The 24,616-nt window shown below is 68.8% G+C and carries 22 protein-coding genes; 11 read left to right on the top strand and 11 right to left on the bottom strand.

What is annotated here, in order from left to right; genetic code table 11:
• Positions 1–164 precede the first annotated feature (164 nt).
• Positions 165–482: a hypothetical protein gene (locus tag D7W81_RS23900; protein ID WP_120557700.1), complete on the bottom strand. Its 318-nt coding sequence runs from the start codon at positions 480–482 to the stop codon at positions 165–167.
• Positions 483–585: 103 nt separating this feature from the next.
• Positions 586–1,533 carry a LysR substrate-binding domain-containing protein gene (locus D7W81_RS23905; RefSeq protein WP_120557701.1) on the bottom strand — a complete coding sequence of 316 codons (948 nt, stop codon included), beginning with the start codon at positions 1,531–1,533 and terminating at the stop codon, positions 586–588.
• A gap of 121 nt (positions 1,534–1,654) precedes the next feature.
• Here D7W81_RS23905 and D7W81_RS23910 point away from each other — a divergent pair, with 121 nt between their 5' ends.
• A complete protein-coding gene (locus D7W81_RS23910; protein ID WP_120557702.1) occupies positions 1,655–2,557 on the top strand; it encodes a DMT family transporter in 903 nt (300 codons plus the stop codon).
• 4 nt (positions 2,558–2,561) lie between these two features.
• On the opposite strand, the gene D7W81_RS23915 is transcribed toward D7W81_RS23910, so the two are convergent.
• Positions 2,562–3,371, bottom strand: coding sequence for a class I SAM-dependent methyltransferase (locus tag D7W81_RS23915; protein WP_158621673.1), 810 nt, complete (start codon positions 3,369–3,371; stop codon positions 2,562–2,564).
• Between the two features lie 68 nt (positions 3,372–3,439).
• On the opposite strand from D7W81_RS23915, the gene D7W81_RS23920 reads away from it, so the two are divergent.
• Positions 3,440–4,816: a hypothetical protein gene (locus D7W81_RS23920; protein WP_120557704.1), complete on the top strand. Its 1,377-nt coding sequence runs from the start codon at positions 3,440–3,442 to the stop codon at positions 4,814–4,816.
• An 8-nt stretch (positions 4,817–4,824) separates the two neighbouring features.
• On the opposite strand, the gene D7W81_RS23925 is transcribed toward D7W81_RS23920, so the two are convergent.
• Positions 4,825–5,352: an ureidoglycolate lyase gene (locus D7W81_RS23925; RefSeq protein ID WP_120557705.1), complete on the bottom strand. Its 528-nt coding sequence runs from the start codon at positions 5,350–5,352 to the stop codon at positions 4,825–4,827.
• 216 nt (positions 5,353–5,568) lie between these two features.
• On the opposite strand from D7W81_RS23925, the gene D7W81_RS23930 reads away from it, so the two are divergent.
• Together D7W81_RS23930 and D7W81_RS23935 are read left to right on the top strand one after the other, a co-directional pair.
• A complete protein-coding gene (locus D7W81_RS23930) occupies positions 5,569–6,789 on the top strand; it encodes a DUF4374 domain-containing protein (protein ID WP_120557706.1) in 1,221 nt (406 codons plus the stop codon).
• A 15-nt stretch (positions 6,790–6,804) separates the two neighbouring features.
• Complete coding sequence (locus D7W81_RS23935) at positions 6,805–7,443, top strand: MXAN_6652 family MXYO-CTERM-anchored protein (RefSeq protein ID WP_438503371.1); 639 nt, start codon at positions 6,805–6,807, stop codon at positions 7,441–7,443.
• A 67-nt stretch (positions 7,444–7,510) separates the two neighbouring features.
• Here the strand turns inward: D7W81_RS23935 and D7W81_RS23940 are convergent, their stop codons facing one another.
• Together D7W81_RS23940 and D7W81_RS23945 are read right to left on the bottom strand one after the other, a co-directional pair.
• On the bottom strand, positions 7,511–9,793 hold the full coding sequence (locus D7W81_RS23940; RefSeq protein ID WP_120557708.1) for a hypothetical protein: 2,283 nt from the start codon (positions 9,791–9,793) through the stop codon (positions 7,511–7,513).
• Positions 9,794–9,888: 95 nt separating this feature from the next.
• Positions 9,889–10,704 carry a hypothetical protein gene (locus D7W81_RS23945; RefSeq protein ID WP_120557709.1) on the bottom strand — a complete coding sequence of 272 codons (816 nt, stop codon included), beginning with the start codon at positions 10,702–10,704 and terminating at the stop codon, positions 9,889–9,891.
• 313 nt (positions 10,705–11,017) lie between these two features.
• On the opposite strand from D7W81_RS23945, the gene D7W81_RS23950 reads away from it, so the two are divergent.
• Positions 11,018–11,881: a caspase family protein gene (locus tag D7W81_RS23950; protein WP_120557710.1), complete on the top strand. Its 864-nt coding sequence runs from the start codon at positions 11,018–11,020 to the stop codon at positions 11,879–11,881.
• A 5-nt stretch (positions 11,882–11,886) separates the two neighbouring features.
• Here the strand turns inward: D7W81_RS23950 and D7W81_RS23955 are convergent, their stop codons facing one another.
• The 3 genes from D7W81_RS23955 to D7W81_RS23965 form a co-directional block, all read right to left on the bottom strand.
• The gene (locus tag D7W81_RS23955; RefSeq protein WP_244227385.1) at positions 11,887–13,509 is read right to left on the bottom strand and encodes an invertase recombinase-like protein; all 1,623 of its coding nucleotides are present in this window, start codon (positions 13,507–13,509) and stop codon (positions 11,887–11,889) included.
• A gap of 107 nt (positions 13,510–13,616) precedes the next feature.
• Entirely contained in the window at positions 13,617–15,062 is a 1,446-nt protein-coding gene (locus D7W81_RS23960) for a hypothetical protein (RefSeq protein WP_147445594.1), read from the bottom strand.
• Between the two features lie 144 nt (positions 15,063–15,206).
• Positions 15,207–16,112: a LysR family transcriptional regulator gene (locus D7W81_RS23965; protein ID WP_120557713.1), complete on the bottom strand. Its 906-nt coding sequence runs from the start codon at positions 16,110–16,112 to the stop codon at positions 15,207–15,209.
• A gap of 213 nt (positions 16,113–16,325) precedes the next feature.
• On the opposite strand from D7W81_RS23965, the gene D7W81_RS23970 reads away from it, so the two are divergent.
• The 4 genes from D7W81_RS23970 to D7W81_RS23985 are packed head-to-tail and all read left to right on the top strand — an operon-like array spanning position 16,326 to position 20,350.
• The gene (locus tag D7W81_RS23970) at positions 16,326–17,558 is read left to right on the top strand and encodes an MFS transporter (protein WP_120557714.1); all 1,233 of its coding nucleotides are present in this window, start codon (positions 16,326–16,328) and stop codon (positions 17,556–17,558) included.
• Between the two features lie 30 nt (positions 17,559–17,588).
• Positions 17,589–18,650 (top strand): alpha/beta hydrolase, encoded by a 1,062-nt coding sequence (locus tag D7W81_RS23975; protein WP_120557715.1) that lies wholly within the window; start codon positions 17,589–17,591, stop codon positions 18,648–18,650.
• Between the two features lie 49 nt (positions 18,651–18,699).
• Entirely contained in the window at positions 18,700–19,686 is a 987-nt protein-coding gene (locus D7W81_RS23980; protein ID WP_120557716.1) for a sugar phosphate isomerase/epimerase family protein, read from the top strand.
• Positions 19,676–20,350: a hypothetical protein gene (locus tag D7W81_RS23985; protein ID WP_120557717.1), complete on the top strand. Its 675-nt coding sequence runs from the start codon at positions 19,676–19,678 to the stop codon at positions 20,348–20,350. Before D7W81_RS23980 ends, D7W81_RS23985 begins: the two co-directional genes overlap by 11 nt.
• 125 nt (positions 20,351–20,475) lie before the next feature.
• Here the strand turns inward: D7W81_RS23985 and D7W81_RS23990 are convergent, their stop codons facing one another.
• Positions 20,476–21,240: a carboxypeptidase-like regulatory domain-containing protein gene (locus D7W81_RS23990; RefSeq protein ID WP_158621674.1), complete on the bottom strand. Its 765-nt coding sequence runs from the start codon at positions 21,238–21,240 to the stop codon at positions 20,476–20,478.
• Positions 21,241–21,559: 319 nt separating this feature from the next.
• Between D7W81_RS23990 and D7W81_RS23995 the strand changes: the two genes are divergently transcribed.
• Positions 21,560–22,225, top strand: a complete 666-nt coding sequence (locus D7W81_RS23995) for a DUF4386 domain-containing protein (protein WP_120557719.1) — start codon at positions 21,560–21,562, stop codon at positions 22,223–22,225.
• Here D7W81_RS23995 and D7W81_RS24000 read toward each other — a convergent pair.
• On the bottom strand, positions 22,203–22,808 hold the full coding sequence (locus D7W81_RS24000; RefSeq protein ID WP_120557720.1) for a Crp/Fnr family transcriptional regulator: 606 nt from the start codon (positions 22,806–22,808) through the stop codon (positions 22,203–22,205). The two genes, D7W81_RS23995 and D7W81_RS24000, sit on opposite strands and share 23 nt — an antisense overlap.
• 119 nt (positions 22,809–22,927) lie before the next feature.
• On the opposite strand from D7W81_RS24000, the gene D7W81_RS24005 reads away from it, so the two are divergent.
• Positions 22,928–24,616, top strand: a 1,689-nt coding sequence (locus tag D7W81_RS24005) for a TonB family protein (protein WP_120557721.1), incomplete at its 3' end; no start/stop codon positions are given.

Here is a 24,616-nt window from a genome sequence, read left to right on the forward strand (position 1 = left end):
GGGCGGGCACAAGCGAAAGCGTGGAGGATGCCTGGCCGCCTGGGGGCCGGAGCTCGACGAAGGGGGGACCCACCCTCGGAGCGCACGGGCGGTACGTGCCACGGCGGGAACAGCAGCGAGGCCCGGCCCATGAGCCCGGGCCCCGCGAGGAAGCGGACCGCGGCTCAGGTGCCGACGGTGACGGACTGCTCGGCGGCGGGGTGCTCCTCGCTGCACACCTGCGAGGCGTCCTCTGCCTGGCGGGACTCGTCCGCGGTCACGGAGGCCGTGGTGGTGGGGGCGACGGCGGCGCCGCCGCAGGACATGTAGTTCGTGTACTCACCGCACGTCGTCTCCACCGTGACCCCGATGTAGCGGTACGCGTCGCACTCCTGCGTGCGACAGCCGAGGTAGCTGCACTGGGGCGGCAGGGCAAAGGCAGCCGTGGGGGCCAGCGACAGGAGAGCCGAGACCGACAGCAGGGACTTCACCAGCGTACGCATGTGTGCTCCTCGTGGGTGAACGGCGAGGACACTGTGGACCTCTCTCCCAGACAAGTAAATGCATGTCATTGGGAGGGTTTGATGCCACACGGACTGGAGGCTGTCATTGGGGAACTTTCCGGCGCGGCGGTGCAACGCCTTGCGTCGCGGCTGGAACCGGCGCGTCAGGACTGTCGCGCTGCGCCAGGAGCCAATCCACGAAGAGGCGCGCGGCCGGGCGCAGGCGCCGGTGCGCGGGGTACACCACGAAGTAGCTGGCGCGGGTGGGCACGATGGGACCGGGCAGCCGGATGAGGCGGCCATCCGCGAAGTAGGGCGTGACGATCTTCTCGCGGGCCAGCGCCGCGCCCAGGCCCTGCACCGCGGCCATCAGCGCGCCGGTGGTGTCGCTGAAGCTGTAGCGCTCCTCGAACCGGACCGCGCGCACGCCCGCCGAGCGGAACCAGTCCTGCCATCCCTGGCGCGTCAGGTCCGCGATGAGCGGGAGCTTCGCCACGTCCTCCGCGTCGCGTACGTGCTCAATGCCCGCGAGCCGCGGAGACGCCACGGGGAACAGGGCGTCGTCCATGAGGGGTTGCGCGCTCAGCCCCGGCCAGGGGGGCTGGCCATAGCGGATGCCCAGGTCCGGCCCGCCCTCGTCGAAGCGGGTGAGCGCCATCTCCGTGTCCACGTGGATCCGGATGCCCGGGTGACGGGCCGTGAAGCCGGGCATGCGCGGCAGGAGCCACGCATAGGTCAGCGAGTGCACGGTGGTGACGCGCACCACGGCGTCCTCGTCCCGTGAATGCCGGAGGCCCACGAGCACGCTGTCCATGTCCGACAGCGCGGTGCTGGCGGCGTCCGCGAGCTGGCGCCCCTCGGCCGTCAACGCCACGCCCCGGGCATGCCGCTGGAAGAGCACGACCCCCAGCCGGTCCTCCAGCTTGCGGACATGGTGGCTGACGGCGCTCGCGGTCAGGTGCAGCTCCTCCGCCGCGCGGGCGAAGTTCTGGTGGCGGGCGGCGGACTCGAAGGCCGCCAGGGCGGGGAGCAGGTCGGTGCGCAGGGTCATGGACGAGCCTCAAATCTGGCTCATGTCTGACACGGAAACGATGCGCTTGTGAAGCGGAGGCCCGGGCGTGATGAAAGGGCCAGACAGAAGTCAGATTCCTTCCTCGCACGAGGGGGCCATCATGAGCGCATCCGTTCCGCATCCCCAGGCCGTGACTCCCACCTTCACCCAGGCGTGGGTCACGCCCCTGGAGCTGGGAGGGCTGGCCGCCATCTGGGGCGCGTCCTTCCTGTTCCTGCGCATCGCGGCGCCGGCCTTCGGCCCCATTCCCCTGGTGGCGCTGCGCCTGGTGCTGGGCGCGGCGGTGCTGATGCCCTTCCTCTGGCGCGCGCGCTCGGCCATCCGTCCCGCGCTGTGGCCCCGGCTGGCGCTGGTGGGCGTCATCAACGCGGCGGTGCCCTTCTCGCTGTTCGCCTGGGCCGCGCGGCAGGCCCCCGCGGGCGTCGGGGCCATCACCAACAGCATGGCGGTGCTCTTCACCGCCCTGGTGGCGTTCCTCTTCTACGGGGAGCGCATCGGGGCCCGGCGCGCGGTGGCGCTGCTCACGGGCTTCGCGGGGGTGGTGGTGCTGGCCAGCGGCAGGGCCGCGGGCGCGAGTGTCGCCTGGGCCGTGGCGGCGGGGACCACGGGCGCGTTCCTCTACGGCATCGGCGCGAACCTGGTGCGCCGCCACTTCACCGGACTGCCAGCCGCCGCGGTCGCCGCCGCCACGCTGGCCTGCGGCGCGGTGCTGATGCTGCCCTTCGCGGTGGCCACGTGGCCCACGGAGTCCATCGGCATGCGGCCGTGGCTGGCGGCGGCGGCCCTGGGCGTCATCTGCACCGGCCTCGGGTACGCGGTGTTCTACCGACTCATCCAGCGCATTGGCGCGCCGCGCGCCTCCGTCGTCACCTACCTGGTGCCGCTGTTCGCGCTGACCTGGGCCTGGCTGCTCTTGGGGGAGCCGCTGACGCCCACCATGCTGGTGGCGGGCACGCTCATCCTGGGGAGCGTGGCGCTGGGGCAGCCCCCGAAGGCGAAGTGAAGCGTCAGCTCCGCTCGAACTTCCAGATGCGGTAGCCGTCGCGGACCGTGCGCATGAACCGGCGGACGATGAACGCCGGGACGCGCTTGCCGGCCAGCTCCAGCGCGCGCAGGGGGACGGAGGTGGAGGACGCGGCCGTGTAGCCCGCCTCCAGCAGGGTGGCCTCCGGGGTGTCCTTCATGTCCTGGAAGGACGCGCCCATGCTGACGAGCACCGCGTGCAGGTCGCGGCTGTACTCGCGCTGGAAGGTGGCGGTCATCAGGTCGCAGTACACTGCGTGGTGGGGGAACACCTGCCGGAGCACCGCGAACATGTCCGCGCGCTGCGCGTCCGACAGGTACATGAGCACGCCCTCGATGATGACGTGCGTGCGCCGCGAGTCCTGGTAGGGCGCGAGCTTCCGGGCGAGTGACTCCGCCGCGAAGTCGATGGAGAGGCGCTCCAGGGGATTCTTCGCCTCCGTCACCGGCAGCTTCGCTTCCTTGAGCGTGAGGATGGCGGGCTCGTCCACCTCCAGCCACCGGCCGCCGCGGAGCCGGTAGGCCCGCGTGTCGAAGCCCGCGCCCAGCACCACCACCCGCGCGTCGGGAGCCCGGTCCAGCTCCTCCTGAACCAGCGCGTCGATGATCTGGTGCCGAGCGGCGTTGCTGGCGTTGGCCTCGCGGAAGGACTGGAAGCGGGCCCAGACCTGCCGCGCCTCGTCGTCCATGAAGCGGGCGGCGAAGGTGTCGTTGCACAGTGGCCGGGGCTGGCGCGCGTCCTCCGCCCGGCAGGCCAGGGTGTAGTACGCGGTCTTCGAGATGGCGTTGGCCATGGGGGGCGCTCCTTGAAACCTGCTCGCAGCTTGCATGAGATACGCGCTTTCTCGAAAGGTGGGTCGCGATGCGATTCGTGATGGCGCTGGGGGTGGTCGCGTTGGGGGCGGGCTGTGCACATGCGCCGAAGCCGGCCGACCCGGGAGCACGGGCCCAGCAGCTCTCGGTGGAGGCGGAGCAGGCCTATGACGCGCTGGACTTCGAGCGGTGCGCGGAGCGGTTCCGCGCCTCCGGAGAGGCGAACGCGGAAGGGCCGGACCGCGCGGAGTCCTTCTATCGCGCCGCGGGCTGTGCCTCGCTCGCGGGCCACGCGGACGCGGCCGTGGACGTGCTGAAGCGCGCGGTCCAGGGCGGCTACTACGACGCGGATCATCTCGAATACGACCCGGAACTGGCGGCGCTGCATCCGCTGCCCGCGTGGAGCGGAATCGTCGCGGAGGCCCGCGCCAACTTGGCGAAGGCACCCGAGGCGCCGTTCATGACGATGACGCTCATGGGCGTGGATGCCTTCGGTTCGCGGAAGGTGGACCGGGAGACGGTCCAGCGGCTGATGGGGCTGGAGGTGGGCAAGCCCGTCGTGCACAGCTCCGCGATCTTCAAGCAGAAGGAGGCGGCGCTGCGTGAGCAGTACGGCCTCGCCTTCGCCCGTGCGTCCATGTCCATCTACTTCGCCGAGGAGCGCAAGGGCACCGCCTTCGTGGTGATGGACATGGTGGATGCCGAGGACGCGGGCAGGCTGCGCTTCCTCCCTGAGCCCAAGGGGCACCCCACGGATCCGGAAGGGCTGCTCGCCCGGTGGAACGCCTATGTGGAGCGCCTGCAGCAGCTCCAGATGCAGGGGAAGCTGTCTGAGGACTCCAGCTGCAAGGTCGCGAGCTGTGTCGGTGGATTTGGCCACCCGGACCTCGCGTCCTTCGAGCCGGAGTTCCTCGCGAAGGTGCCGGGGCAGCTGGACGCGCTGACCGCCGTCCTGCGCGAGGAGGCGGACCCGGAGAAGCGGGTCGCGGCGGCATACCTGCTGGCCTACGCCCCCACGAAAGAGGAGACCGCGCAACGGCTTCAGCCCTTCATCCGCGATCCGCACTCCTCCGTGCGCAACAGCGTGCTGCGCGTGCTGACGGCCACGCAGGAAGCCGCGACGAAGCCCCTGGTGGACGTGGCCATGGTGGCGGACGCGGTGACGATGCCGATGGCGACCGACCGCAACAAGGCGACGTACCTCCTCTCCTACCTGCTGGACGACCTCTCACCGGAGGCGCTGAAGGCGCAGCGCGCCGGGCTGCTCCGCCAATTGGGGGAACAGCTGGTGGGCATGTCCGCGCTCACGTTGCCCATCAACCGCGACCCCGCGGTCATGGTGCTGAAGCAGCTCTCCGGTGAGACGTACGAGACCGCCGACGAGTGGCGCGCGTGGCTCGCGCGGCAGCCGAAGACGGCGGGGTAGGGGACGGCTCAGTCCCCGACGATGACGGACACGGGCGTGGAGAACTGCCGTACGACGCAGTCCTCCGCGCTCCCGTCCTCCCACGCCAGCATCGCGAACTCGGCCGGCGCATCCAGCGCGATGATGGGGTGGTGCCACACGCCCCGGTGGTAGTTCACGCCCTGGCCGGGGCCGCAGACGAACGCGACGAGCCCGTCCAGGTCGGGCCCGCCCGAAGCCGCCGTGGGCGCGACGCACACCAGGAAGCGCGAGCAGCGCATGGGCAGGAACGCCTGGCTCGACTGGGGATGGTGTTCGAGCAGCTTCACGGTGAACGGAAGCGGCTGCGGCACGGAGCGGAACACCGCGAGGTTCGGCTTCGCACCCGGCCGGCCATTCTCCAGCCGCGCCGACCAGTCGAAGCGCACCGCGGTGCCCTGGTTCGCCGACGCGCCGCTCTTGAGCCCGGCGGACACGACGTCGCCAAAGGGAGCGAAGCCCTCCGGCGTCAGGGGCAGGGCGACGATGGAGCGGAGCGGTGAGGAAGCGTCCTTCATGAGGGGACTATAGGGGCGCGCCGCGGGACCGGCGTGCCCGGACCCACCCCACCCAAGGCTGTCCGGATTGAAGGGGAGCGCGTCTCTTTCTTGACATCATGCGTCTACACCTCTACAGGATATGAAATTGAGAATGCTTATCGTTTTCATGTCCGGGCCCCCGTCCCGGCTGGAACGCCAGGCGCTCAACCCCCCATCTCCAAGAGGCCATTGCCGATGAAGCATCTGTTTGCCTTGCGTTCCTTGCGACTCTCCACCGCGGCGGTCGCCCTGTCCCTGTTCGTGGGCTGCGGCGACTCGGAAGAGGAAGGAACGGACACGGACGGTCCGCTGTACGCCATCACCACGCAGCAGCTCGTGGCGGACCCGGTTGAAAGCTACGTGGTGGTGACGCCGGACGCGGAGAAGGCCGCGACGCTGTCGCTGGATGGCGCCATCAAGGTGTCCGGCCGCGCGTTGGGCGTGGGCATCCCGAAGTCCGGCTCCGTCTACGTGGTGAGCGACGAGAGCGCGACGGTGACCCGCTACAAGCTGAACAGCGCCGGGAAGCTGGAGGCCGCGGGCACCGTCAGCTTCGCGAGCGAGGGCGTGACGTCCCTGGGCGAGTACCAGGCCAACTTCCAGTTCGTGTCGGAGACGAAGGCGTACTTCTTCGACGGTAACGCCGCGCGGATCGTCATCTGGAACCCCACGGCGATGACCGTGACGGGCAGCCGCCCGCTGGACTCGCTGATCCTCCCGGACACGGTCATGGCGTTCTCCGGCGCGGTCGTGCACACCCCCGGGCAGATCCACATGCCCGTGGGCTGGCGTCCGGTGGAGGGCACCAACGTCACGAAGATGGCGGGCATGGTCTCCATCGACACGGCGACGGACACCGTCTCGGTGGCGACGGACAACCGGTGCGGCTACACGCACGACGCCGTGCTCGGCACCGACGGCAAGGTGTACGTCGCCACGGAGGCCTACGGCGCCGCGGTGCGCCGGGTGATGGGCCAGGAGGCGCCGGAGCCCTGCCTGCTCCGGTTCGACCCCCAGACGCACCTGTTCGACACGACCTTCTACCGCTCGCTGGAGTCGCTGGTGGGCGGCGGCAACGCGGGCGCGCTCATCCCGAGCCCCACCGCGGGGACGGCGTACGTGCGCGTGCTCGATGAGAGCATCGCCCCGGTGGCGGAGGGCACGCACCCGCGCACCATCGCGAGCGGCACCGGCTGGCAGTGGTGGGAGCTGAAGCTGGACACGCTGACCGCGACGCGGAAGGCCGACATCCCGTCCACCTCCGGCAGCGTCTTCCTCTTCGAGTCGGAGAACCAGACGCTCTACACCGAGTTCGGCGCCGGCGCCGCGTCCACCACCTTCCGGGTGCTGGGTGACAACGGCAAGGCCACGGTGAAGACGCAGGGGCTGTCCTTCTCCTTCCTCCAGCTGCGCTAGTCAGGACACAAGACAATGAACGGAAATCCGATGCGTCAGTGGGTTCGTGGAACGGGTGTGTTTGTCATTGCGATGCTGGGGGCGGCGCCTGCCTTCGCCACCAGCACGGGCATCACCGGCAACTCCGGCAAGGACACGGCGACCTGCAACACCTGCCATAAGGGCGGTGAGGCCCCCTCCGTGGAATTCGAGGGTCCCTCGACGCTGGAGAAGGGCGCCACCGGCCAGTACACCCTCATCATCCGGGGCGGGGCCGCGAAGACGGGCGGCGCGGGCATCACCGTCGACGACGCGGGCACCAGCCTCGTGGCGGGCACCGGGCTGAAGAAGCTGGGCAGCGAGCTGACCCACTCCGCGCCCCAGGCCTTCACCGGCACGGAGCTGCGCTTCAACTTCTCGCTCGTCGCGCCCGCCACGGATGTCACGCTCAACCTCTTCGGCGCGGGCAACTCGACGAACGCGGACCAGAAGAGCGACGGCGACCGCGCCGCCGCCACGAAGCTGACCATCAAGGTGGGCAATGGCTCGCCGGTGGCGGAGCAGCCGGGTGACAACGACGACTCCGGGGGGTGCGCCGCCGCCAGCAGCGCTCCGTTCTGGGCGCTCGCGCTGGCGGGGCTGCCGCTGGTGGTGCGCCGCCGCCGCCGGAGCTGAAGCCCTCGCGTTGACCGCGTAGCAAGGGGCCCCTTTCCCGTGCGAGCGGGGGAGGGGCCTTGTGCCATCAGTCCCCGAACGAATTGGGCGCCTTGCTGAACCCCGCCTTCGCGTGGTGCGCCAGCCGCTCCGAGCGCGAGGCGTGCTCCAGCGCGGCGATGATGACCTTCTCCGCGTCCGGGCCCCATTCCTTCACCTTGGCGGGGTCCACGCCCTTGTCCTTCACGTACTTCTCCAGCGCGGCGGCGGCGACCTTCCCGCCCGACCCGGCGTTGACCGCGAGGTCGGTCATGATGGCGTTGCCGTACTCGCTGGTGACCACGTCCTTGAGCTTCAGTTTCGCCGTCTTGGACTTGCCCTCGGAGTCCCTGCCCGTCACGGACACCGTCCTGTCGCGCGTGCCGGAGATCTTCCCCTCGTCGGCGTACTTGATTTGAGCCTGCTGCATGGCCGGGTCGGCGCCCGCGGCCATGAAGACGGCGGCCAGCTTCACGTCGGTGCGGATGGCCTCGGCCGCCGCCACACCCTTGAGCACCGTGCCGTCCGGGCGGGTGAGCACCACGCCCTTGGCGTCGACGTCGATGCCGAACTTGCCGAAGCTCTTCTCATACTGCGCCGGGTCGGACTTCTTCAGGTCGCGCATGAAACCGGCCAGCGTGCCGTTGCCGTCCTTGCCGAGCGTCCACTGGGTGAAGCCCCACGACACACGGCCGGTGTCCCAGGTGTTCACCTTGCTGAAGGTGCCCTCCAGGCCGGAGATGGACGCGAGGATCTTCTGCCGGTCCTCGCTGATGCCGCTCTTTTCCAGCTGGGACGCGACCTGGGCGTGCGAGTCGTCCTTGACGGCGCCGCCATCCACCGCGTCCCACGAGTTCGTGTACGGCGTCTCACGGCCATTGCGCATGGTCACGGTCGTCCCGTTCACCGTGACCTCGGAGCGGGTCTGCTTCACGGGGACCATGGGCGCGTACGCGTCGACCCGTGCGAGCAGGCCCTCCTTCACCGTCTTCGCCCGGGCCTGCGCGTCGGTGACCTTCGCCTTCGCGGCATCGAGCGCGGTCTTCTGGGTCTGCCGGAACTTCTCCGCCTCGACGGGGTCCTTCGGCACCTTCGCCTTCTTCTGCTGCTTCTCCAGCTTGGAGAGTCCGCGCTCGGCGACCTTCACCGCCGCGGTGGCGTCGCGGAGGCCCTGGTTCGTGCCGATGTGCTCCTTCATCCACGCCTTGACCTTCTCGCCCTCGGCCTGGACGGTGGCGTCCGCGGCCTTGAGCTTCTCCTGCGCGGCCTTCTTCGCCGGTTCGGTGGTGGCCGCGGTGACGGCCGCCTGCGCCTTGTTGCGCGCCTCCACCGCCTTCTTGAGGGGGGCGTAGAGCTTCGCCTTCGGGGGCTTCCAGGTCGCGACGTTGCGGGGAATGAGGTCGTTGATTTCGACGGCGTTCCCGCGCTGGATCGTGCCCTCGTCCTTGGACTTCACCTGGATCGTGTCGAGGTTCTTCTGGACCTCGGCGGCGGACGCAGCGGAGGCCTTCGTGGTCGCGGCGGCCTTGGCCGGAGCCTGCACCGGCGCGGCAGGCGCGGCCGGCCCCTGGCGTCCGAGCGCCGAGAGCGCGCGCTTCAGGTCCGCGCCTTCCAATTCGAGGTTGAGTGCGTCCTCCAGCGGCGTGCTCGTGAGCTTCTCGTACTTCTGCGCCACCTCCTTGAGCTGGGAGGGGTCCAGGCCCTCCAGGGCTTCGAAGACCGCGGCCTCGTCGGTGCCCCAGACGTCGTCCATCGCCGTCTTGAGCTTCGCCGCGGCGGCGTCCACGGCGCTGGTGGGCGCCGAGCGCTTCGTGGTCCCCGCGGAGGCGGACAGCGGGTTGAAGGAGAAGCCCTGGTTGGAGGGGGGACGCCCGCGAATCTGATCCGCCAGCCGCTTGAGCGTGGCGCCCGAAGCGCCGCCCGCCACGGCCTTGAGGAGGAAGGTGCGTTCCGCGTCCGCGTCGGAGCGGGGCGAGGCCTTGGTGCTGAGGCCCGCCTTCGACAGCAGTGCCGACAGGTCCTTCTGCTGCGCGGGGCTGAGTCCGCCCAGCGTGGTGGCGATCGCGCCAGCGTCGGACGGGGACATGCCGCTGGAGAGCGCCTTCAGCAGGGCCTGTCGTGTGGGACCATCCGGGAGGGCGGAGAGCTGCTGCTCCATCTTCCGCTGCGCCGGAGCCTTCGCGCCTGCCGCGACGGGGGCGGCCATGGAGGAGACGGAGCTGGAGCGGCGCGAGGCTGCCCCGGTCGCCGCGGAGGAAGCCTGCGTCACAGGCGTGTCCACACTCGGGACGGACGTCGTCGTCGGACCAGGGGCGCCGGAGATCTTGACCATGGGAGGCCCAGCCTAACGCACCCCCCGTGCGTCAGGCATCCAGCGGCCGGAAGCGCCGGGCAGGGGAGGGACCCCGCCCGGCGTGTTGACGCCGGTTACTTCGCGGCGACGGTGGACTCGCCCAGGACGTTGAAGGTGCTGGCGGCGGCCTTCACGTCGATGGAGGAGAAGCCGGTGTACGGGTACTGGCCGTCGCCGATCTCCTCGACGATCTCCAGGAAGTCGCCGCTGATGCGCTTGCCATCCACATTCAGCGTGAAGGCATCACCGGTGCCGCGGAAGGTCCAGACGCAGGAGCCCGGGGCGATGCGGCTGTACATGCCCCAGGGGCTGCTGTGGTTCTTGAAGCCGAAGTCGAGCCGCGTGAGGCCGATGTGGAGCTGGTACCACACCGAGCCGACGCCCATATCCTGCTCGTAGTAGTGCGAGTTCATCAGCATGTTGCCGCGCCACAGGTTGACGGTGTACGGCGAACCGCCGGCCCGGCCCGTGAACGACGGGGTCATGGTCACCTGGTCGCGCGTCTTGCCCGGCTCGACACGAATGGCGCTGACCAGCTGGTCGCCATCACGGGCCGCGAGCGTGAAGCCCTGGCCCAGCGCGCCAATCCCGCCCAGCTCCGTCCTCAGCACCCAGTCGGTGGCGCGGGGGAACTCGCTGGAGAAGCCGTCCTCCTTGACGTTGCCCAGGCCGGACACCGCGATGCTCTTCCCGGTGTTGGTGAGCGTCGCGCGGCCCGTCGCGCAGTTCTTGATGCCCTCGAAGCCCTCGATGCACGTCCCTTCGGCCTTCGCTTCCTGCGTCGCGAGGGGGCCCGCTTCGGTCGCCGTCGGCTCTTCACCCTGGCAACCCGCGGCCGTCACGCTCAGGAGCGCGGCCGCCAGCAGGCGGCCCGTCAGCTTCATCATCATGGAGAACTCTCTCGTTGGGGGGGATGACTGCATGCCGGTCCCGGTGAAGCCCGGCGCTGGCCGTTCATGCACCCACCGAGCCACCCTTCCACCCATCGGCACTCCCTCTGGACGCGGCTCCGCGGGGGCGTGCCGCGTGGCGCGTCAGGTCACAGAACCACGGGCCACGTAACCTCTCGTGTCACACGGGAGCGGAGGGAGCGAGCCCCGGGCTCCCGGCCGGGGAAGGACCGGAAGAACGCAGCGTGCCCCGCCTCCTTCCTGACAACCCGAGCGCCAGTCTCCACCGTCAGTGAAGGAGGCAGAGACTGTCATGGCGCAGGGATATTCCATCAACATCGGTTTGAACGCGGTGGATCCGCATCACTACGCGGGCTGGGATGGCCAGCTGCAAGCGTGCGAAGCGGACGCCGAGGACATGGTCAGCATCGCGAAGTCGCAGGAATTCAGCCGCGTCCGCCCCTTCATGACGAAGGACGCCACGCGCGCGGCGGTGCTCGCGGAACTGGGCGAGGCGGCGTCGGTCCTCCAGGCCGGGGACCTGCTGCTGTTCACCTACTCAGGGCACGGCGGCCAGCTCCCCGACATCAACGGAGAGGAGTCCGACGGCCTGGATGAGACGTGGTGTCTGTATGACGGAGAACTTGTAGACGACGAAATCTACCAGGCGATGTCGAAGCTCAAGGCTGGCGTCCGGGTCTTCATGCTCTCCGACAGCTGCCACAGCGGCACGGTGAGCCGGGTGGCCTACGCGGCGCTGCGCTCCAGCGGCAGCCTGCAATTGCTGGCGGACACGGTGCAGAGCACGCACCACTCGGAGCGGCGCTTCAAGGAGATGCCCCTGGGCATCGAGCAGCGCACGTACCGCGACAACAAGGCGATGTACGACGCCATCCTGAAGGGCTTGCCCAAGGAGGATCCGAAGCTGACGCTCAAAGCGACGGTGATGCTCATCTCCGGGTGCCAGGACAATCAGCTCTCCAGCGACGGCGTCTTCAACGGCCTCTTCACGTCCAACCTGCTGCGCGTGTGGAACGGAGGGAAGTTCAAGGCCAGCTACCCGACCTTCCACCGCCGCATCCTGCGCACCATGCCGCCCATCCAGTCCCCGGCGTACTCCATCATCGGAGTGCCGAGCCGTGAATTCGAGCGGCAGGTGCCGTTCCGCGTGAACTGAAGGCGTCAGTCCTTCGTGCAGACGACGTCGTCGACCTGGAGGTGCGCGCGGTCGGCGACGCTGCGGCTCGGATAGAAGAACAGGCGCCAGTCACGCACGTTGCCGGTGAAGCGGAAGAACACCGGCTGCCACTCGTCACTGTCCACGGCGAGGAAGTCCGTCTGGGGGCTCCAGCCGCCGCTCGAATAGCTGCGGTGGCGGATGCTGCCGTGGCCCCGCACCCGGTACGAACAGGAGTAGTTGCCGGCCGGCACGTTGAACTTCTCCGACGAGAAGCGCTCCGCGACCTGGATGGGCACCACGAACTGCAGCGCCGCCATGCCGCCGTGCACCGCGTCCGTGTAGCGCACCAGGCGCGAGGGCTTGATCTCCGTGCCCGGGTCCGCGACGCCGTTGTCGAGCCCGTACCAGAAGTCAGGGACGGAGTAGACCCCCTGGTAGGGGATGGAGCGCATGCTCCAGCTCTCGAAGCCGCCGTTGCGGATGATGTTCGCGGAGTGGTCCGCCGCGACGCAGCGCCGGGTGGCCGCGTCGCAGGCAGGCAGGTCCCCACGGCAGTCGTAGGTCGTGAAGCAGGCCCCTTCGGACAGCTCACACACGCCCGTCGTCGGGTTGCAACTCGTCGCCGGGTTGTTGCACGTGACGCCATCGCAAGGGTCGCCCTCGACGCACAGATGCGTGGTGGTGTCGCAGACGGGCGTCTCCGGGGTCGCAGCGCAGTCCGCGTGGCGGGTGCAGCGCTCCTCCGCCGTCACGCACGTGTGGGTCGCGTCGCAGGACTGCCACTCGTTGCAGTCCGTGGCGTCGTCGCAGCGGCCGGAGAGCGGCTGGCAGGTCGCGGTGGCGTTGTCGCAGCGTGCCCAGGCCTCGCAGCTGACCTGATCACAGGGCTCGGGGGTCCGCACGCAGCGGACGTTGTCGATGAGCAGGTGCTCGCCGCTCGTGTTCCGGACGCTGAAGATGAGCTCGAAGGTTTCGAAGACCGGGTTGGCCAGGTTGAAGGTGTACGTCACCTGCTTCCACGTCTGGGGGTCGACCGTCGTGTAGGACGAGTAGGTGGTGGAGAAGTCGGTGCCGAAGTAGCCGTTGCGGACCTCACCGGTCCCCCGCGCCTGGTAGGTGCACGTGTAGCGGCCCGCGGGCATGGACTTCGCCAGGGTGCTGAAGCGGCGGTGCGCGGTCAGGGGGTTGATCAACCGGGCCGCGTTCACGCCCTCGAAGGCCTGCGTCGTGACCTTCTGCACCCCTTCGATGTTCGACGTGCTCCCGGACCACAGCGCCGGAAGCGCACCGGGCCACTCCTCGAAGCCGCCGTTGTCGATGACGTTCGCGTCGGCGGGGCCGCCTGCGTCCGGCGTTCCGGAGCCCGCATCGGGCGTCTCGGAGCCGGCGTCCGGCGTCTCGGCGCCCGCATCCGGTGTTCCGGTACCGGAGTCAGGCTCCTCCGTCCCCGCGTCCGGCGTCTCTGCGCCCGCGTCGGGTTCCCCGGTGCCTGCGTCCGGCAGTGGGTTGCCCGAGTCGGGCGTCTCGACACTGGCGTCGGGGCGGCTCTGTCCGGCGTCGGGGGTCTCCGCCGGATTCGAATCACCGCACGCGACCACACACACCAACAGCGAAGTCAGAAACACTCGAAACAACGTCAACGCGAGCCTCCGGTTCCAGGACCAGGGCTCTCGTACCACACAGTGCGGGGAGGCCCCCTGCCGCGCTCCTCAGGGGGCCGCCTGCCCGGGGCCTAGGCGTTGTACAGGGCCACGCGCAGCTGGGTCCGGATCTCCAGGAGGACGTCCTTGGGGGACATCCCCTTCTTGAGCAGATCGTCCGCCACCTTCTTCCACGCGTCCATCTCACGGGGCCTGGGCGCGCGGTAGGAGCCCTCGAGCACGTTCTGGAACGCGGTGTTGACGATGCCCTCCGCACTGGGCGTCTTGCCGAAGTCCTTCTCCGAGCGGAGCTTCTCGGCGATGGAGTACATGATGTCCTGGGAGCCGGAGCCCGACTCCACCATCTTCTTCGCCAGCGCGGTGTACTCCGTGTACTCGGCCGGGGTGGGCGTGCGCTTGCCGTCGAAGACCCGCTCGAAGGCCTTGTCGATGGAGGCCTTGATGGCCTTGGGGTCATCCGGCTTGCCGCCCCAGTCCTTGATCTGCCGGACCTTCTCGGAGACGGCGTACATGACGTCCTTGGGACCCATGCCCTTGTCCGCGAGGTCCTTGGCGAAGGCCCGGTACGTGGCCTTCTCCGACTCCGTGGTGGGGCGCGCGTCGTTCTCGTAGACGCGCTTGAAGGCCTTGTCGATGGCGTCGTCGATGACCTGCGGCGAGTTCGCCGGCGCTCCGCCCGTGCTCTCCCCGGCCCGCATCTTCTCCGCGACGGCGTACATGATGTCCTGCGAGCTGGACCCCTTCTTCGCCATCTCCTCGGCCATCTTCGTGAACTCCGCGTACTCCGCGGAGCTGGGCTTGCGCTTGCCCTCGAAGACCCGGTCGAAGCCCTTGTCGATGGCGGCCTTGATGACCCCCGGGTCGCCGGGCTTGCCACCCCAATCCTTGACCTGCCGGATCTTCTCCGACAGGCCGTAGAGGAGGGACTTGGCGTCGCCGCCCTTGGCCGCGAGCTCCTGGGCGATCTCGCGGAACTGGGCCTTCTCCGACTCGGTGGTGGGACGCGTGTCGTTGTCGTAGACGCGCTTGAAAGCCTTGTCGATGACCGCATCGAGCTCCGCCTTGGTGCGGGGCTGGCTCGGGCCGTCCACCTTCTCGCGCAGCTTCGCCACCAGCGCGTCCTCGATCTGCTTCACGTCGAGACAGCCCTCGTTCCGCATCTTCTGGGCGAGCGCATACAACTCATTGCGCTCGGTCACGTTCGGCAAGGGGATGTTCTCCTGCTGCGTTCGCGTGACGGCATCGCGGACGGCCCGCTCCAATCGCTCGTTGCGAGGCGGGTTGGTGGAGGGAGGCATCAGGTCGCTGGCCGGACCGGTCTGCTGGGGCAGGGCGGCGGTGAACGTCGCCCGCGCGGTGCCCCCGGTGGTGGACGCAGCCGGTGCCGCCGGAGTGGGCACGACTGCCTTCAGGGCTGCCAGCACCGCCAGCTCCGCCGAGGACGCCGGCCGTGCCGTCGTCTGGGCATTCTGGGCCTTCACAGGGGTGGTAGGGGGGACAGTCTGACCAACCTTCATGGGCACTCCTCGGAGAGAATCCGGTACTCGGGCTTTACTGATTATGGCCTGTGAAGCCGGAAAGTTTCCCTAACCAGTATGTCGTGGATAACCACTAGTCCCCGGAGGCAGCCAACCGTTGGCAATCACACCGTGGCGAGCGGTTCAGGGCGTCCTGCCGAGCAGCCCCTTGGCTGCCTCGATGAAGAGGCGCAGGGGCTTCGAGCGCTGTGCGCGGCTGGGGTAGTAGAGGAAGAAGCCAGGCACGGTGGGCGCGTAGTCCTCCAGCACCCGCACGAGGCGTCCGGAATGCAGGGGCTCCCGGATGGCTGGCTCCAGGGCGTACGCGAGCCCCAACCCCTCGGCGGCGAGCGCCACCGCGGTCATCTCGTCGTTGGTGGCGATGCCGCCGTGCACCGGGATGCGCCAGGTCCTGCTTCCGCGCTCCAGCTCCCACGCGTAGGGCGTTCCGGTCGTCTGTGAGCGCAGGACGAGGCATTCATGCTGGAGCAGGTCCTCGGGGCGCGCTGGCGTGCCGTGCTTCTCCAGGTAGGCCGGTGAACCCACCACCACGAAGCGGAAGGCGTCGGTCAGGCGCACCTGCACCATGTCGCGCTCGATGGTCTCGCTCAGGCGCACGCCGGCGTCGTAGCCCTCCGCGACGATGTCGACGAGGCGCTGTTCGAGGACGACGTCCACCTCCACACGGGGGTACCGCTCCCGGAAGGCCGGCAGCACGGGCGCGATGAGAAGGGGCACTGCCGCTCGCGGCACGGACAGCTTCAGCCGTCCGACGACCTCCCCGGGTTGATCCGAGAGCCCGTGGAGGGCGGCAGCCGCCTGGGCCAGGCCCGGACCGGCCTCCTCCACCAGCCGCCGCCCCGCGTCCGTCAGGGCCACGCTGCGCGAGGTGCGGTTGAGCAGGACCACGCGCAGCTGCTCCTCCAACTGCCGCACCGATTGACTCACGGCGGCCGTGGAGACGCCAAGCTCGCGCGCCGCGCCGCTGAAGCTCTGAAGCCTCGCGACGGCCAGGAACACGTGGAGCTGCTGGAAGAGGGCTGTCTTCATGGCAGGGGTTCCCTGTGGGTCACTTTCGGCGGATCTCCGGGCCACCATCAACTTCTGCTTAACGCCCCGTTCGCTCCTCACCATCTGGCCACCAGAAGGCGAGCCGCGTAGTTCTTTCATCGGCGCTGCTGCTTCAGCGGGCACGACACGCGGGGCAATGGCCCACGCGGACGTCGAGGCCTTCAAGCGCGCCCGACAACCTGAGAGGGAATCATGTCCATCCAACTCGCCGGTGCGCCCGTGGCGCCGGCCCCGCGCTCCGCGTCATGGGGCGCCGTGTTCGCGCTCACCCTGTGCGTCTCGACGCTCGTCGCGTCCGAGTTCATGCCGGTGAGCCTGCTGACGCCCATCGCGTCGGACCTCCACCTGAGCGAAGGGCGCGCCGGCCAGGCGATCGCCGTGTCCGGTCTCTTCGCCGTGCTGACGAGCCTCTTCATCGCGTCCGTGGCCAGGTCCGTCGACCGCCGGAAGCTGCTCCTCGGCCTCACCGGCGCGATGGTGGCGTCGGGCCTCGTGACCGCCCTGGCGCCGACCTTCACCGTGCTCATGCTCGGCCGGGCGCTCATCGGCATCGTCATCGGCGGTTTCTGGTCGTTGTCTGCGGCCACCGTCATGCGGCTGGTCCCCGAGGGGGAGGTGCCGCGTGCGCTCGCCCTGCTGAACGGTGGCAACGCGCTGGCCACCACCATCGCGGCGCCGCTCGGCAGCTTCCTGGGCCAGTACATCGGGTGGCGGGGGGCGTTCTTCGCGGTGGTGCCGCTCGCGGCCATCACCCTCGCGTGGCAGTTCTTCACCTTGCCCCGCATGCCCACGGAGCGCGCCGCTCCGCCTCCGAGCACGTTCGCCATCCTCCGGCGCCCCAAGGTGCTGTGGGGCATCCTGGCGGTCACGTTCTTCTTCATGGGCCAGTTCGCCCTCTTCACGTACCTGCGTCCCTTCCTGGAGACGGTCACGCGGGTAGGGGTGTCCACGCTGTCGCTGGTCCTGTTGGGGATGGGCACCGCGGGGCTCCTGGGCACGTATCTCATCGGTTTCCTCGTCGCCAGGCGGCTGTCCGCGGTGCTCATCGCCGCGCCGGTGGTGATGGCCGTCATCGCGGTCGCGCTCACCGTTCTCGGCCAATCCCTCGCGGCAACGGCCGTCCTCCTGGTGGGGTGGGGGCTCATCGGCACGGCGGCGCCGGTCGCGTGGTGGACGTGGCTCAGCCGCACGCTGCCGCGCGACGCGGAGGCTGGCGGCGGCCTCATGGTCGCGGCCATCCAGCTCGCCATCACGGTGGGCGCTTCGCTCGGAGGACTGCTGTTCGACCGGAGCGGGTACCAGGGCACGTTCGTCGCGAGCGCCGCACTGCTCGGCGGAGCGGCCCTCCTGGCCCTCCGGGCATCAAGGGATGCCTGCGTGGACGAAGCCGAAGTTCGCATGGCGTCGCTGAAGAGCGCCGCCTGAACCAACCTCACACCCAGAAGGATGAAGCCAATGAAACAACGCTTGCTCGGTGCACTTCTGCTCGGGTCATTCTCCTCACTGGGGGCCTGCGCATCGCCTGCGGCATCGGTGGCGCGCCCGACGCCAGGCCTCACGGCTGGGGACACGGCCCACGGTGCGGACAACTTCTACACGAGCGACAAGGTCACCGTTCAGAAGGTCGTCTTCAAGAACCAATACAAGATGGATGTCGCTGGGAACCTGTTCGTTCCCAAGGGGCTGCCTGACGGCGCAAGGCATCCGGCGATTGTCGTCGGACATCCCATGGGTGCGGTCAAGGAGCAGAGCGCGAACCTGTACGCCACGAAGATGGCGGAGCAGGGCTTCGTCACCCTGTCCCTGGACCTGTCTTTCTGGGGCGAGAGTGAAGGCCAACCCCGCAGCGTTGTCGCGCCAGACATCTATGCCGAGGACTTCAGCGCCGCGGTGGACTTCCTTCGCACCCAGCCGCTTGTCGACAAGGAGCGGATTGGCGTCATTGGAATCTGCGGCAGCGGGAGCTTCGTCATCAGTGCAGCCAAGATCGATCCGCGCATCAAGGCCATCGCGACTGTCAGCATGTATGACATGGGCGCCGCCAGCCGCAACGGGCTCAATCATTCGCTGACCCTCGAGCAGAGAAGGAAGTTCATCGAGGAGGCAGCGTTGCAGCGCGATGTGGAGTTCGCGGGGGGCGAAACAAAGTATACCGGCGGGACGCCCGAAGCGCTGGGTGACAAGTCCACTGCGATTGATCGCGAGTTCTACGACTTCTACCGCACCTCGCGGGGGCACAGCCAGAACACCACGACGCATCCGACGCTCAGCAGCAACACGAAGTTCATGAACTTCTACCCGTTCACGGACATCGAGACGATCTCTCCCCGGCCCATGCTCTTCATCGCGGGCGAGAGCGCCCATTCCCGGGAGTTCAGCGACGAGGCCTACCGGCTTGCCGGTGACCCCAAGGAGCTGGTCATCGTGCCTGGCGCGGGTCACGTGGATCTCTACGACCGTGTCGGCCTCATCCCCTTCGAGAAGTTGACCTCGTTCTTTCGAACGAACCTGAAGTGACCGCCAGCGCCTGGACCGGCCCCCTGCCACTGGGGTCCAATCCCGGGCGATGCGGACAGACGCCTTCGATTTCAACCGGGACCCATGGCCGAAGTGGTTCGCGGCCGCGCTGCTCGTGGCCGCAGTGGGCTGTGCCGAGCCACGCGAGCCTGCTTCAGGCGATGCTCCGCTGGGAGCGTTCAACTTCACGCTGGAATCGCGGCCGGTCGCCGCGCAGGTGGAACTGCTCGACTCGCTCGGCTACACCGGCGTGACGCTGTTCTGGCCGGGCCATGAGGCCTTTGACAGCTATGCCCACCAGCCCGCGGTGGAGGCGGGACGGGTCCACCTTCCCGCGGTCCTCTTGGGCCTGCCCTTCAATACAGACTGGAATCGCGAGGAAATGGACGGGGTGCTGGCGGCGCTCGCTCCACGGCGGACAGCGCTCTGGCTCATCATGAGCGGACCTGCCGACGCGAAGGCGTCCATGGTCGCGTCGGTCCGCGACGTGGTGGACCTGGCGACCGCGCGTGGGGTGGACGTCGTGCTGTACCCACACGATGGGGAGGCCATCGAGAACGTCGAGGAGTCGCTTGCCCTGATTGCCGCGGTGGACCGGCCCCAATTGAAGACATCGCTCCACCTCTGCCACGAACTCCGGGCGGGAAACCGCGACCGGCTGGAGGAGGTCATTGAGGCCGCCGCGCCCCAGCTCGCCCTCGTGAGCATCCATGGCGCCTCGCGTGAGTTCAATCCGCAAGGCCCAGGCTGGTCAGATGTCATCCAGCCACTCGACCGGGGAGACCTCGACGTGGAAACCGGGTACCTGCTCCCCTTGCGCCGAGCGGGCTACGACGGCCCCGTGCTGCTTCACACCTTCGGTATTGAAGAGCCACCGGAGGAGCACTTCCGCCGCTCGATGCTGCGGTGGCGTGAGCTCTCACGCTCGGTGGCGGATGTCTCCAGTGCAGGGTCACCGTTCCGGACCGTACATCTGGAACGCAACGGATGGACTCCTCCATTTCCGCCAGGGAATGCTTTGCTTCATGCCCGATGACCCCCATGAACTCCTGAGGCAGATTGCCACCGCTCGCGACAATACCTACCGCTCCATTGGCCGGATGGGGAACGACATCCTCACGCCGGTCATGAATCCAGCGTTCACGGGCGGTCCCCGCTGGCCCAGCCTCCGGCAGGGCTGGCGCGCCATCCGCCGCGAGGGCAACACCCTGGTGGCGAGCGATGGGCTGTCGGACCCGTTCGATTCCCACGAGGCGCCGTCCATCGGATTTGGCATTGAGTTCATCGCCGAGACGGACGAGCCAATGACTGACGACATCGCTGAGATGTGGGGCACCTGGCTCTTCCAGCTGGTTGCCATCGTGTCCCAGATCGCCGCTGGCAATGGCCACTTCCTCGAGCTCATCGGGAGATTCGGCGCCATCTCCACGGAGATCCCCATGGCTGGGGACAATGTCCAAGCACTGCTCAACGAAGAGGGGCGTGCGGGCGTGCTCATCAACGCGCCCGCGAGGACGCTGCCCTCCATCATCACGACCCCGTTCGGTGACGTGCAGCTCATCCCCGTGAAGCTGTTGATGCCCCAGGAGCTGGCCTACATCACGGAACACGGAGGGGCCGGCCGCGCGGAAGTGGTCCGGCGCTTCGCGGAGTCCAGCGGAGGCCACCTGTCCCGGCTGTCCCGCGAGCCCGTGGTCTGACCCAGACAATCAAGCTTGCGGTGGATTGGCAGACGTTCGGGCCGACGGGCAATGGCTGTCCGGGGCAGGTGTATTTGACGCATGGCGCGGCCATCTCAGAGGGGACCCCAGGGCCCCTGTTCCTCCTATGAGCTCGGAAGCTGGGCGTTCAGCAGGATCTGATGCCGGGTGGTGGTGAGGACGTCGAAGTCCGCGGTCACCGAGTCGGCGTAGTCACCGGTGTCCCGGATGCGGACCTGCATCGGACGGGGGGACTTGCCCGCCTGCGCATAGCGCGCGGTCACCGTGTACCGGCCGACGGGCACATCCTGTACCGCGTCACCGTCCGGAGTGCGCACCAGTTTCCGGGTGATGGGTGTGCCGTCGCTGCCGTCCACCAGTTTGCCGCTCGGCGTCAGCGTCAGCTCGATGTCATCCGAGTTGATGGCCTGCTCCGGATCCGCGGGATCGATGAGTTGATCCACGTAGACCGCGACGAACCCACCGTAGTTGCCAGTGTCGTCGGCGCGCTTGCCCGAAAGCTTCCAGGTGAAGTTGCGCACCGCGCCTTCGTTTCCGGCAAAGACGCTGTCGTCGTTCGGATCCAGATCGAAGGTGTACGACCGGGAGTTGTACTGGACCTTGTGTGTCGCGCTGGCATGCCAGGTTCCCGCCGGCTTGCTCACGTCGATGCGGTAGGTGCCATCCGCCCCCGTCGTCGCCAGGGCGTTGGAGTTGTAGAGCAGCGTGTTGTCGGCGACGACCGTTACCCCCGACATCGGCTGGCCCCGAGCATTCACCACCTTGCCCGACATCTGACCGCCCTCTGGAGTGCCGCCTCCGCCCCCTCCGGGCTCCTTGGTGCATCCGCACACGGTCCCCAGCAATCCCACCAGGCCCCAGGTCACCACTTTGCCCGTCCAACGCATCCGCGTCCTCCCAGGGTTCCGACTCCGGTTGGCTCCGGTCTACCGGGTCCATCCGTCCCCGGACAGGTTCTATCGGAAGGAACAGCATGCCCAAAGCGCGCACCGCTTATCGGACGGAGCCGGTCCCGGCCAGGATGAGGCTGATGCAGGCAAGAAATTGCGCGCGGTCGTCGTGCCCTCGGCGGAGGCCCATCCGCCCAGCTCAAAAGGAACCGGTTTATTAACCGTCGTCAATGCAGGCGAGGGCGCCCCCCTCCACGCTGGAGGCCACAACGTCGCTGAACGTTCTGGAGCTCTCGCGATGGACATCCCCCGCCTTCACTCCCGCTCCCTGGGAGTCCTCTTCCTCCTCCCGTTCTTCGCCTACGGCATCGGCACCGCGCTCGTCACCTCCGTCCTGAAGGAGCCGGAGCAGCTGGCCCTGGTCACCGGTCAGAGGACGCTGTTCGTCGGGGGAGCGCTGCTGCTCCTGTTGAACTCCCTGCTCGTCGTCGGGATTGGCGTGCTGTTCTTTCCCATCCTTCGCGAGCGGAGTCTGGGCATCGCCGTCGCGTACGTGTGCACGCGGGTGATGGAGGCGCTGACCCTCATCGTCGGCGTGGTGTTCCTGCTGTGCATCCTCCAACTCGGCGAATCCGCGCAGGGGCAGACGCCGCCGGAGCTGGTGACCCTGTTCAAGCTTCTCTCGAAGGGGAACTTCTGGGCGTACCAGCTCGCGATGATCATCCTGGGGGCCGGCAGCGTGGTGTTCTGCCTGTCGCTGTACCGCTCCCGGCTTCTTCCCGCGGTGCTCCCGTTGGTGGGCGCGGTGGGTTACGGGCTCCTGGCGCTGGGGGCCGTGCTCGAGCTCTTCGGGCTGCCGTGGGGCGTCCTCTTCGCAGGGCCCGGGGGCCTGTTCGAGCTGTTCCTCGGCGGCTGGCTCATCGCCAGGGGGTTCCGGACGGTCACGCCTTCCGTCGCGGCGTAGCCGGCTTGCCGCGCGTGGCGATCCGCTTCCGGATCCGGCTCAGCGACTCGGGCTTCACGCCCAGGTAGCTGGCCAGCTGGTACTGGGGAATCCGCTGGAGGATGTCCGGCCGCGTCTTCGAGAGCTTGAGGTAGCGCTGCTCCGGGGTATCGGTGAGATGGGAAGCGAACCGCTCCTGCTGCTCCGCCAGGACCTTCTGCATCACCCTCCGGGAGATGCTCTCGAAGCGAGGGAAGCGTCGATACAGGTCCCCCTCGCGTTGCTCGGTGCCCACCACCAGCGTGGTGTCTTCCGTGCAGACCAGGAAGTGATCCGCCGGGGTCTGGTTCATCATGCTCTGAACCGAGAGGACCCACTCGTCCTCGGTGAAGAACCCGTTGCTGTGCTCTTCACCGTCGACGACGGAGTACTGACGGACGCAGCCCTGGAGGACGAAGTAGGCCTCGGTGGAGACCTGGCCCGCCATGAGCAGGTGCGCGCCTTTCGGACAGGTCCTCACCACCATGCTGTCCAGGATGGCCTGGGCTTCCTCGTCCGACAGAGGTGCGATGCGGCGGAAGTAGTCGACGAGCTTGTGTTTCATGGGGGCACTGCGCGACCGGCGGGAGCCCCATCCTCTCGTCATCCGGAATTGAAGTACATGGTCAGGAAGTCCGGCAGGAGTGACAGTTTCGTAGGGGGCCGGTGTTAATGCGTCCGCACATGTCCGTTCCCCCTGCCGTCCGCCTGTGGCTGGCCCTCATTCTCCTGTCCGGCGCGACCTCCCGCGCGCAGGGCGTGCCCTCCACCACCAGCGCGCCGCGCGCCGTGGAGGTGGACGTTCATGCCACCGACGCGGGCCAGGCCCTCTCCGCCGAGGACGCCGTCCGCCTGGGCCTGTCCTCCGACGGGGGCGACACGTCGCTCGTGCCTCCGGGCCTCACCGCCGACGCGCCCGCCGCATGGCCCGAGGGGCTGGAGGGCACGCCGGGCGAGGTGGAGCTGGAGCTGCTGGTGGACGTGGAGGGCCGCGTCGCGGAAGCCAAGGTGGTGCGCGCCGCAGTGGAAGCCCGCCTCACCGACGCGGCGCTCGCCGCGGCCCCGGGCCTGCGCTTCACCCCGGCCACGCTGGGCGGTGTCCCCGTGGCGGTGCGCCTGCCCTTCGTCTACCGCTTCACGCCGCCCGTGCAGGTCCCCGCCGCCACCACGCACCTCACCGGCGAGGTGCGCGCACGCGGCACGCGCAGGCCGCTCTCCGACGCGGCCCTCTTCCTGGACGGCGCTTCGGAGCCCGCCACCACCACGGACGCGCAGGGCCGCTTCACGCTGGACGTGACGCCGGGCGCGCACACGCTGGAGGTCCGCGCGCCGGGCCACGAGACGACGGCGTTCCCGGAGACGCTGACGCAAGGCCAGACGCTCCAGGTCGTCTACCGGCTCCAGCCGCGTGAAGTGAACCCCTACGAGACAGTCGTGCGCGACGAGCGCCCGCGCACCGAAGTGACACGCATCAGCCTGCACGAGCAGGAGATCCGCGAGGTGCCCGGCACGATGGGCGACCCCTTCCGCGTGGTGATGCTGATGCCGGGCGTGGGCAGCCTCGCGTCCGGCATCAGCTACCCGGTGGTGCGCGGCAGCCAGCCCGCGGCGACGGGCTTCTTCCTGGACGGCGTGCGCATCCCGATGCTGTACCACCTGCTGCTCGGGCCCGCGGTGGTGCACCCGGACTTCATCGACACCGTGGACTTCTATCCGGGCACGCCGCCGGTGCAGTACGGCCGCGTGCTGGGTGGCGCGGTGGAGGGGCGGCTCAGTCGTCCTCGCGAGGACCGGCTGCACTTCACCGCGTACGCGGACCTGATCAACGCGGGCGGCTTCATTGAACAGCCCTTCGAGTCCACCGGCACCAGCGTCAGCCTGGCGGGCCGCGTCAGCTACACCGCGCTGCTCATCTCGCTGGCGGCCAACGCCTTCCAGAGCAAGGAGGCGGAGCAGGTGCACGCGGGCTTCTGGGACTACCAGGCGCGCGTCGAGCAGAAGGTGGGTCAGGGCCGCCTGCGCCTGTTCGCGCTGGGCAGCTCCGACGACGTGGGCATCTCACCGGAGATGAAACTGGGGTCGGATGGGGGCGGCGTCGTGTCGCGCTTCCACCGCATCGACCTGCGCGGCACGCACCCGGTGGCGGAAGGCGAGGGCGAGGTCGGCATCACGCTGGGCTGGGATGGCCTGGGGCTCAACGGCGAGCAGACACGGGACACCGGAGGCACCCTCGCCCGCGAGAAGGTGGGCGAGTACGGGCTGAGCCAGGTGAGCGTCGCCGCTCGCGCGGGATGGCGCCGCGCGCTGACGTCCTCGCTCGACCTGGCCGTGGGCGGGGACGTGGAGCACCGCCGCTCCGCCACCACGCTCACC

It is taken from the genome of Corallococcus aberystwythensis, assembly GCF_003612165.1.
Classification (GTDB): domain Bacteria; phylum Myxococcota; class Myxococcia; order Myxococcales; family Myxococcaceae; genus Corallococcus; species Corallococcus aberystwythensis.

Bases quoted from the DNA above. Each gene is read 5' to 3' on its own strand.
- D7W81_RS23900 (WP_120557700.1), bottom strand. From the start codon at position 482: ATGCGTACGCTGGTGAAGTCCCTGCTGTCGGTCTCGGCTCTCCTGTCG.
- D7W81_RS23905 (WP_120557701.1), bottom strand. From the start codon at position 1,533: ATGACCCTGCGCACCGACCTGCTCCCCGCCCTGGCGGCCTTCGAGTCC.
- D7W81_RS23910 (WP_120557702.1), top strand. From the start codon at position 1,655: ATGAGCGCATCCGTTCCGCATCCCCAGGCCGTGACTCCCACCTTCACC.
- D7W81_RS23915 (WP_158621673.1), bottom strand. From the start codon at position 3,371: ATGGCCAACGCCATCTCGAAGACCGCGTACTACACCCTGGCCTGCCGG.
- D7W81_RS23920 (WP_120557704.1), top strand. From the start codon at position 3,440: ATGCGATTCGTGATGGCGCTGGGGGTGGTCGCGTTGGGGGCGGGCTGT.
- D7W81_RS23925 (WP_120557705.1), bottom strand. From the start codon at position 5,352: ATGAAGGACGCTTCCTCACCGCTCCGCTCCATCGTCGCCCTGCCCCTG.
- D7W81_RS23930 (WP_120557706.1), top strand. From the start codon at position 5,569: ATGAAGCATCTGTTTGCCTTGCGTTCCTTGCGACTCTCCACCGCGGCG.
- D7W81_RS23935 (WP_438503371.1), top strand. From the start codon at position 6,805: ATGAACGGAAATCCGATGCGTCAGTGGGTTCGTGGAACGGGTGTGTTT.
- D7W81_RS23940 (WP_120557708.1), bottom strand. From the start codon at position 9,793: ATGGTCAAGATCTCCGGCGCCCCTGGTCCGACGACGACGTCCGTCCCG.
- D7W81_RS23945 (WP_120557709.1), bottom strand. From the start codon at position 10,704: ATGATGATGAAGCTGACGGGCCGCCTGCTGGCGGCCGCGCTCCTGAGC.
- D7W81_RS23950 (WP_120557710.1), top strand. From the start codon at position 11,018: ATGGCGCAGGGATATTCCATCAACATCGGTTTGAACGCGGTGGATCCG.
- D7W81_RS23960 (WP_147445594.1), bottom strand. From the start codon at position 15,062: ATGAAGGTTGGTCAGACTGTCCCCCCTACCACCCCTGTGAAGGCCCAG.
- D7W81_RS23965 (WP_120557713.1), bottom strand. From the start codon at position 16,112: ATGAAGACAGCCCTCTTCCAGCAGCTCCACGTGTTCCTGGCCGTCGCG.
- D7W81_RS23970 (WP_120557714.1), top strand. From the start codon at position 16,326: ATGTCCATCCAACTCGCCGGTGCGCCCGTGGCGCCGGCCCCGCGCTCC.
- D7W81_RS23975 (WP_120557715.1), top strand. From the start codon at position 17,589: ATGAAACAACGCTTGCTCGGTGCACTTCTGCTCGGGTCATTCTCCTCA.
- D7W81_RS23980 (WP_120557716.1), top strand. From the start codon at position 18,700: ATGCGGACAGACGCCTTCGATTTCAACCGGGACCCATGGCCGAAGTGG.
- D7W81_RS23985 (WP_120557717.1), top strand. From the start codon at position 19,676: ATGCCCGATGACCCCCATGAACTCCTGAGGCAGATTGCCACCGCTCGC.
- D7W81_RS23995 (WP_120557719.1), top strand. From the start codon at position 21,560: ATGGACATCCCCCGCCTTCACTCCCGCTCCCTGGGAGTCCTCTTCCTC.
- D7W81_RS24000 (WP_120557720.1), bottom strand. From the start codon at position 22,808: ATGAAACACAAGCTCGTCGACTACTTCCGCCGCATCGCACCTCTGTCG.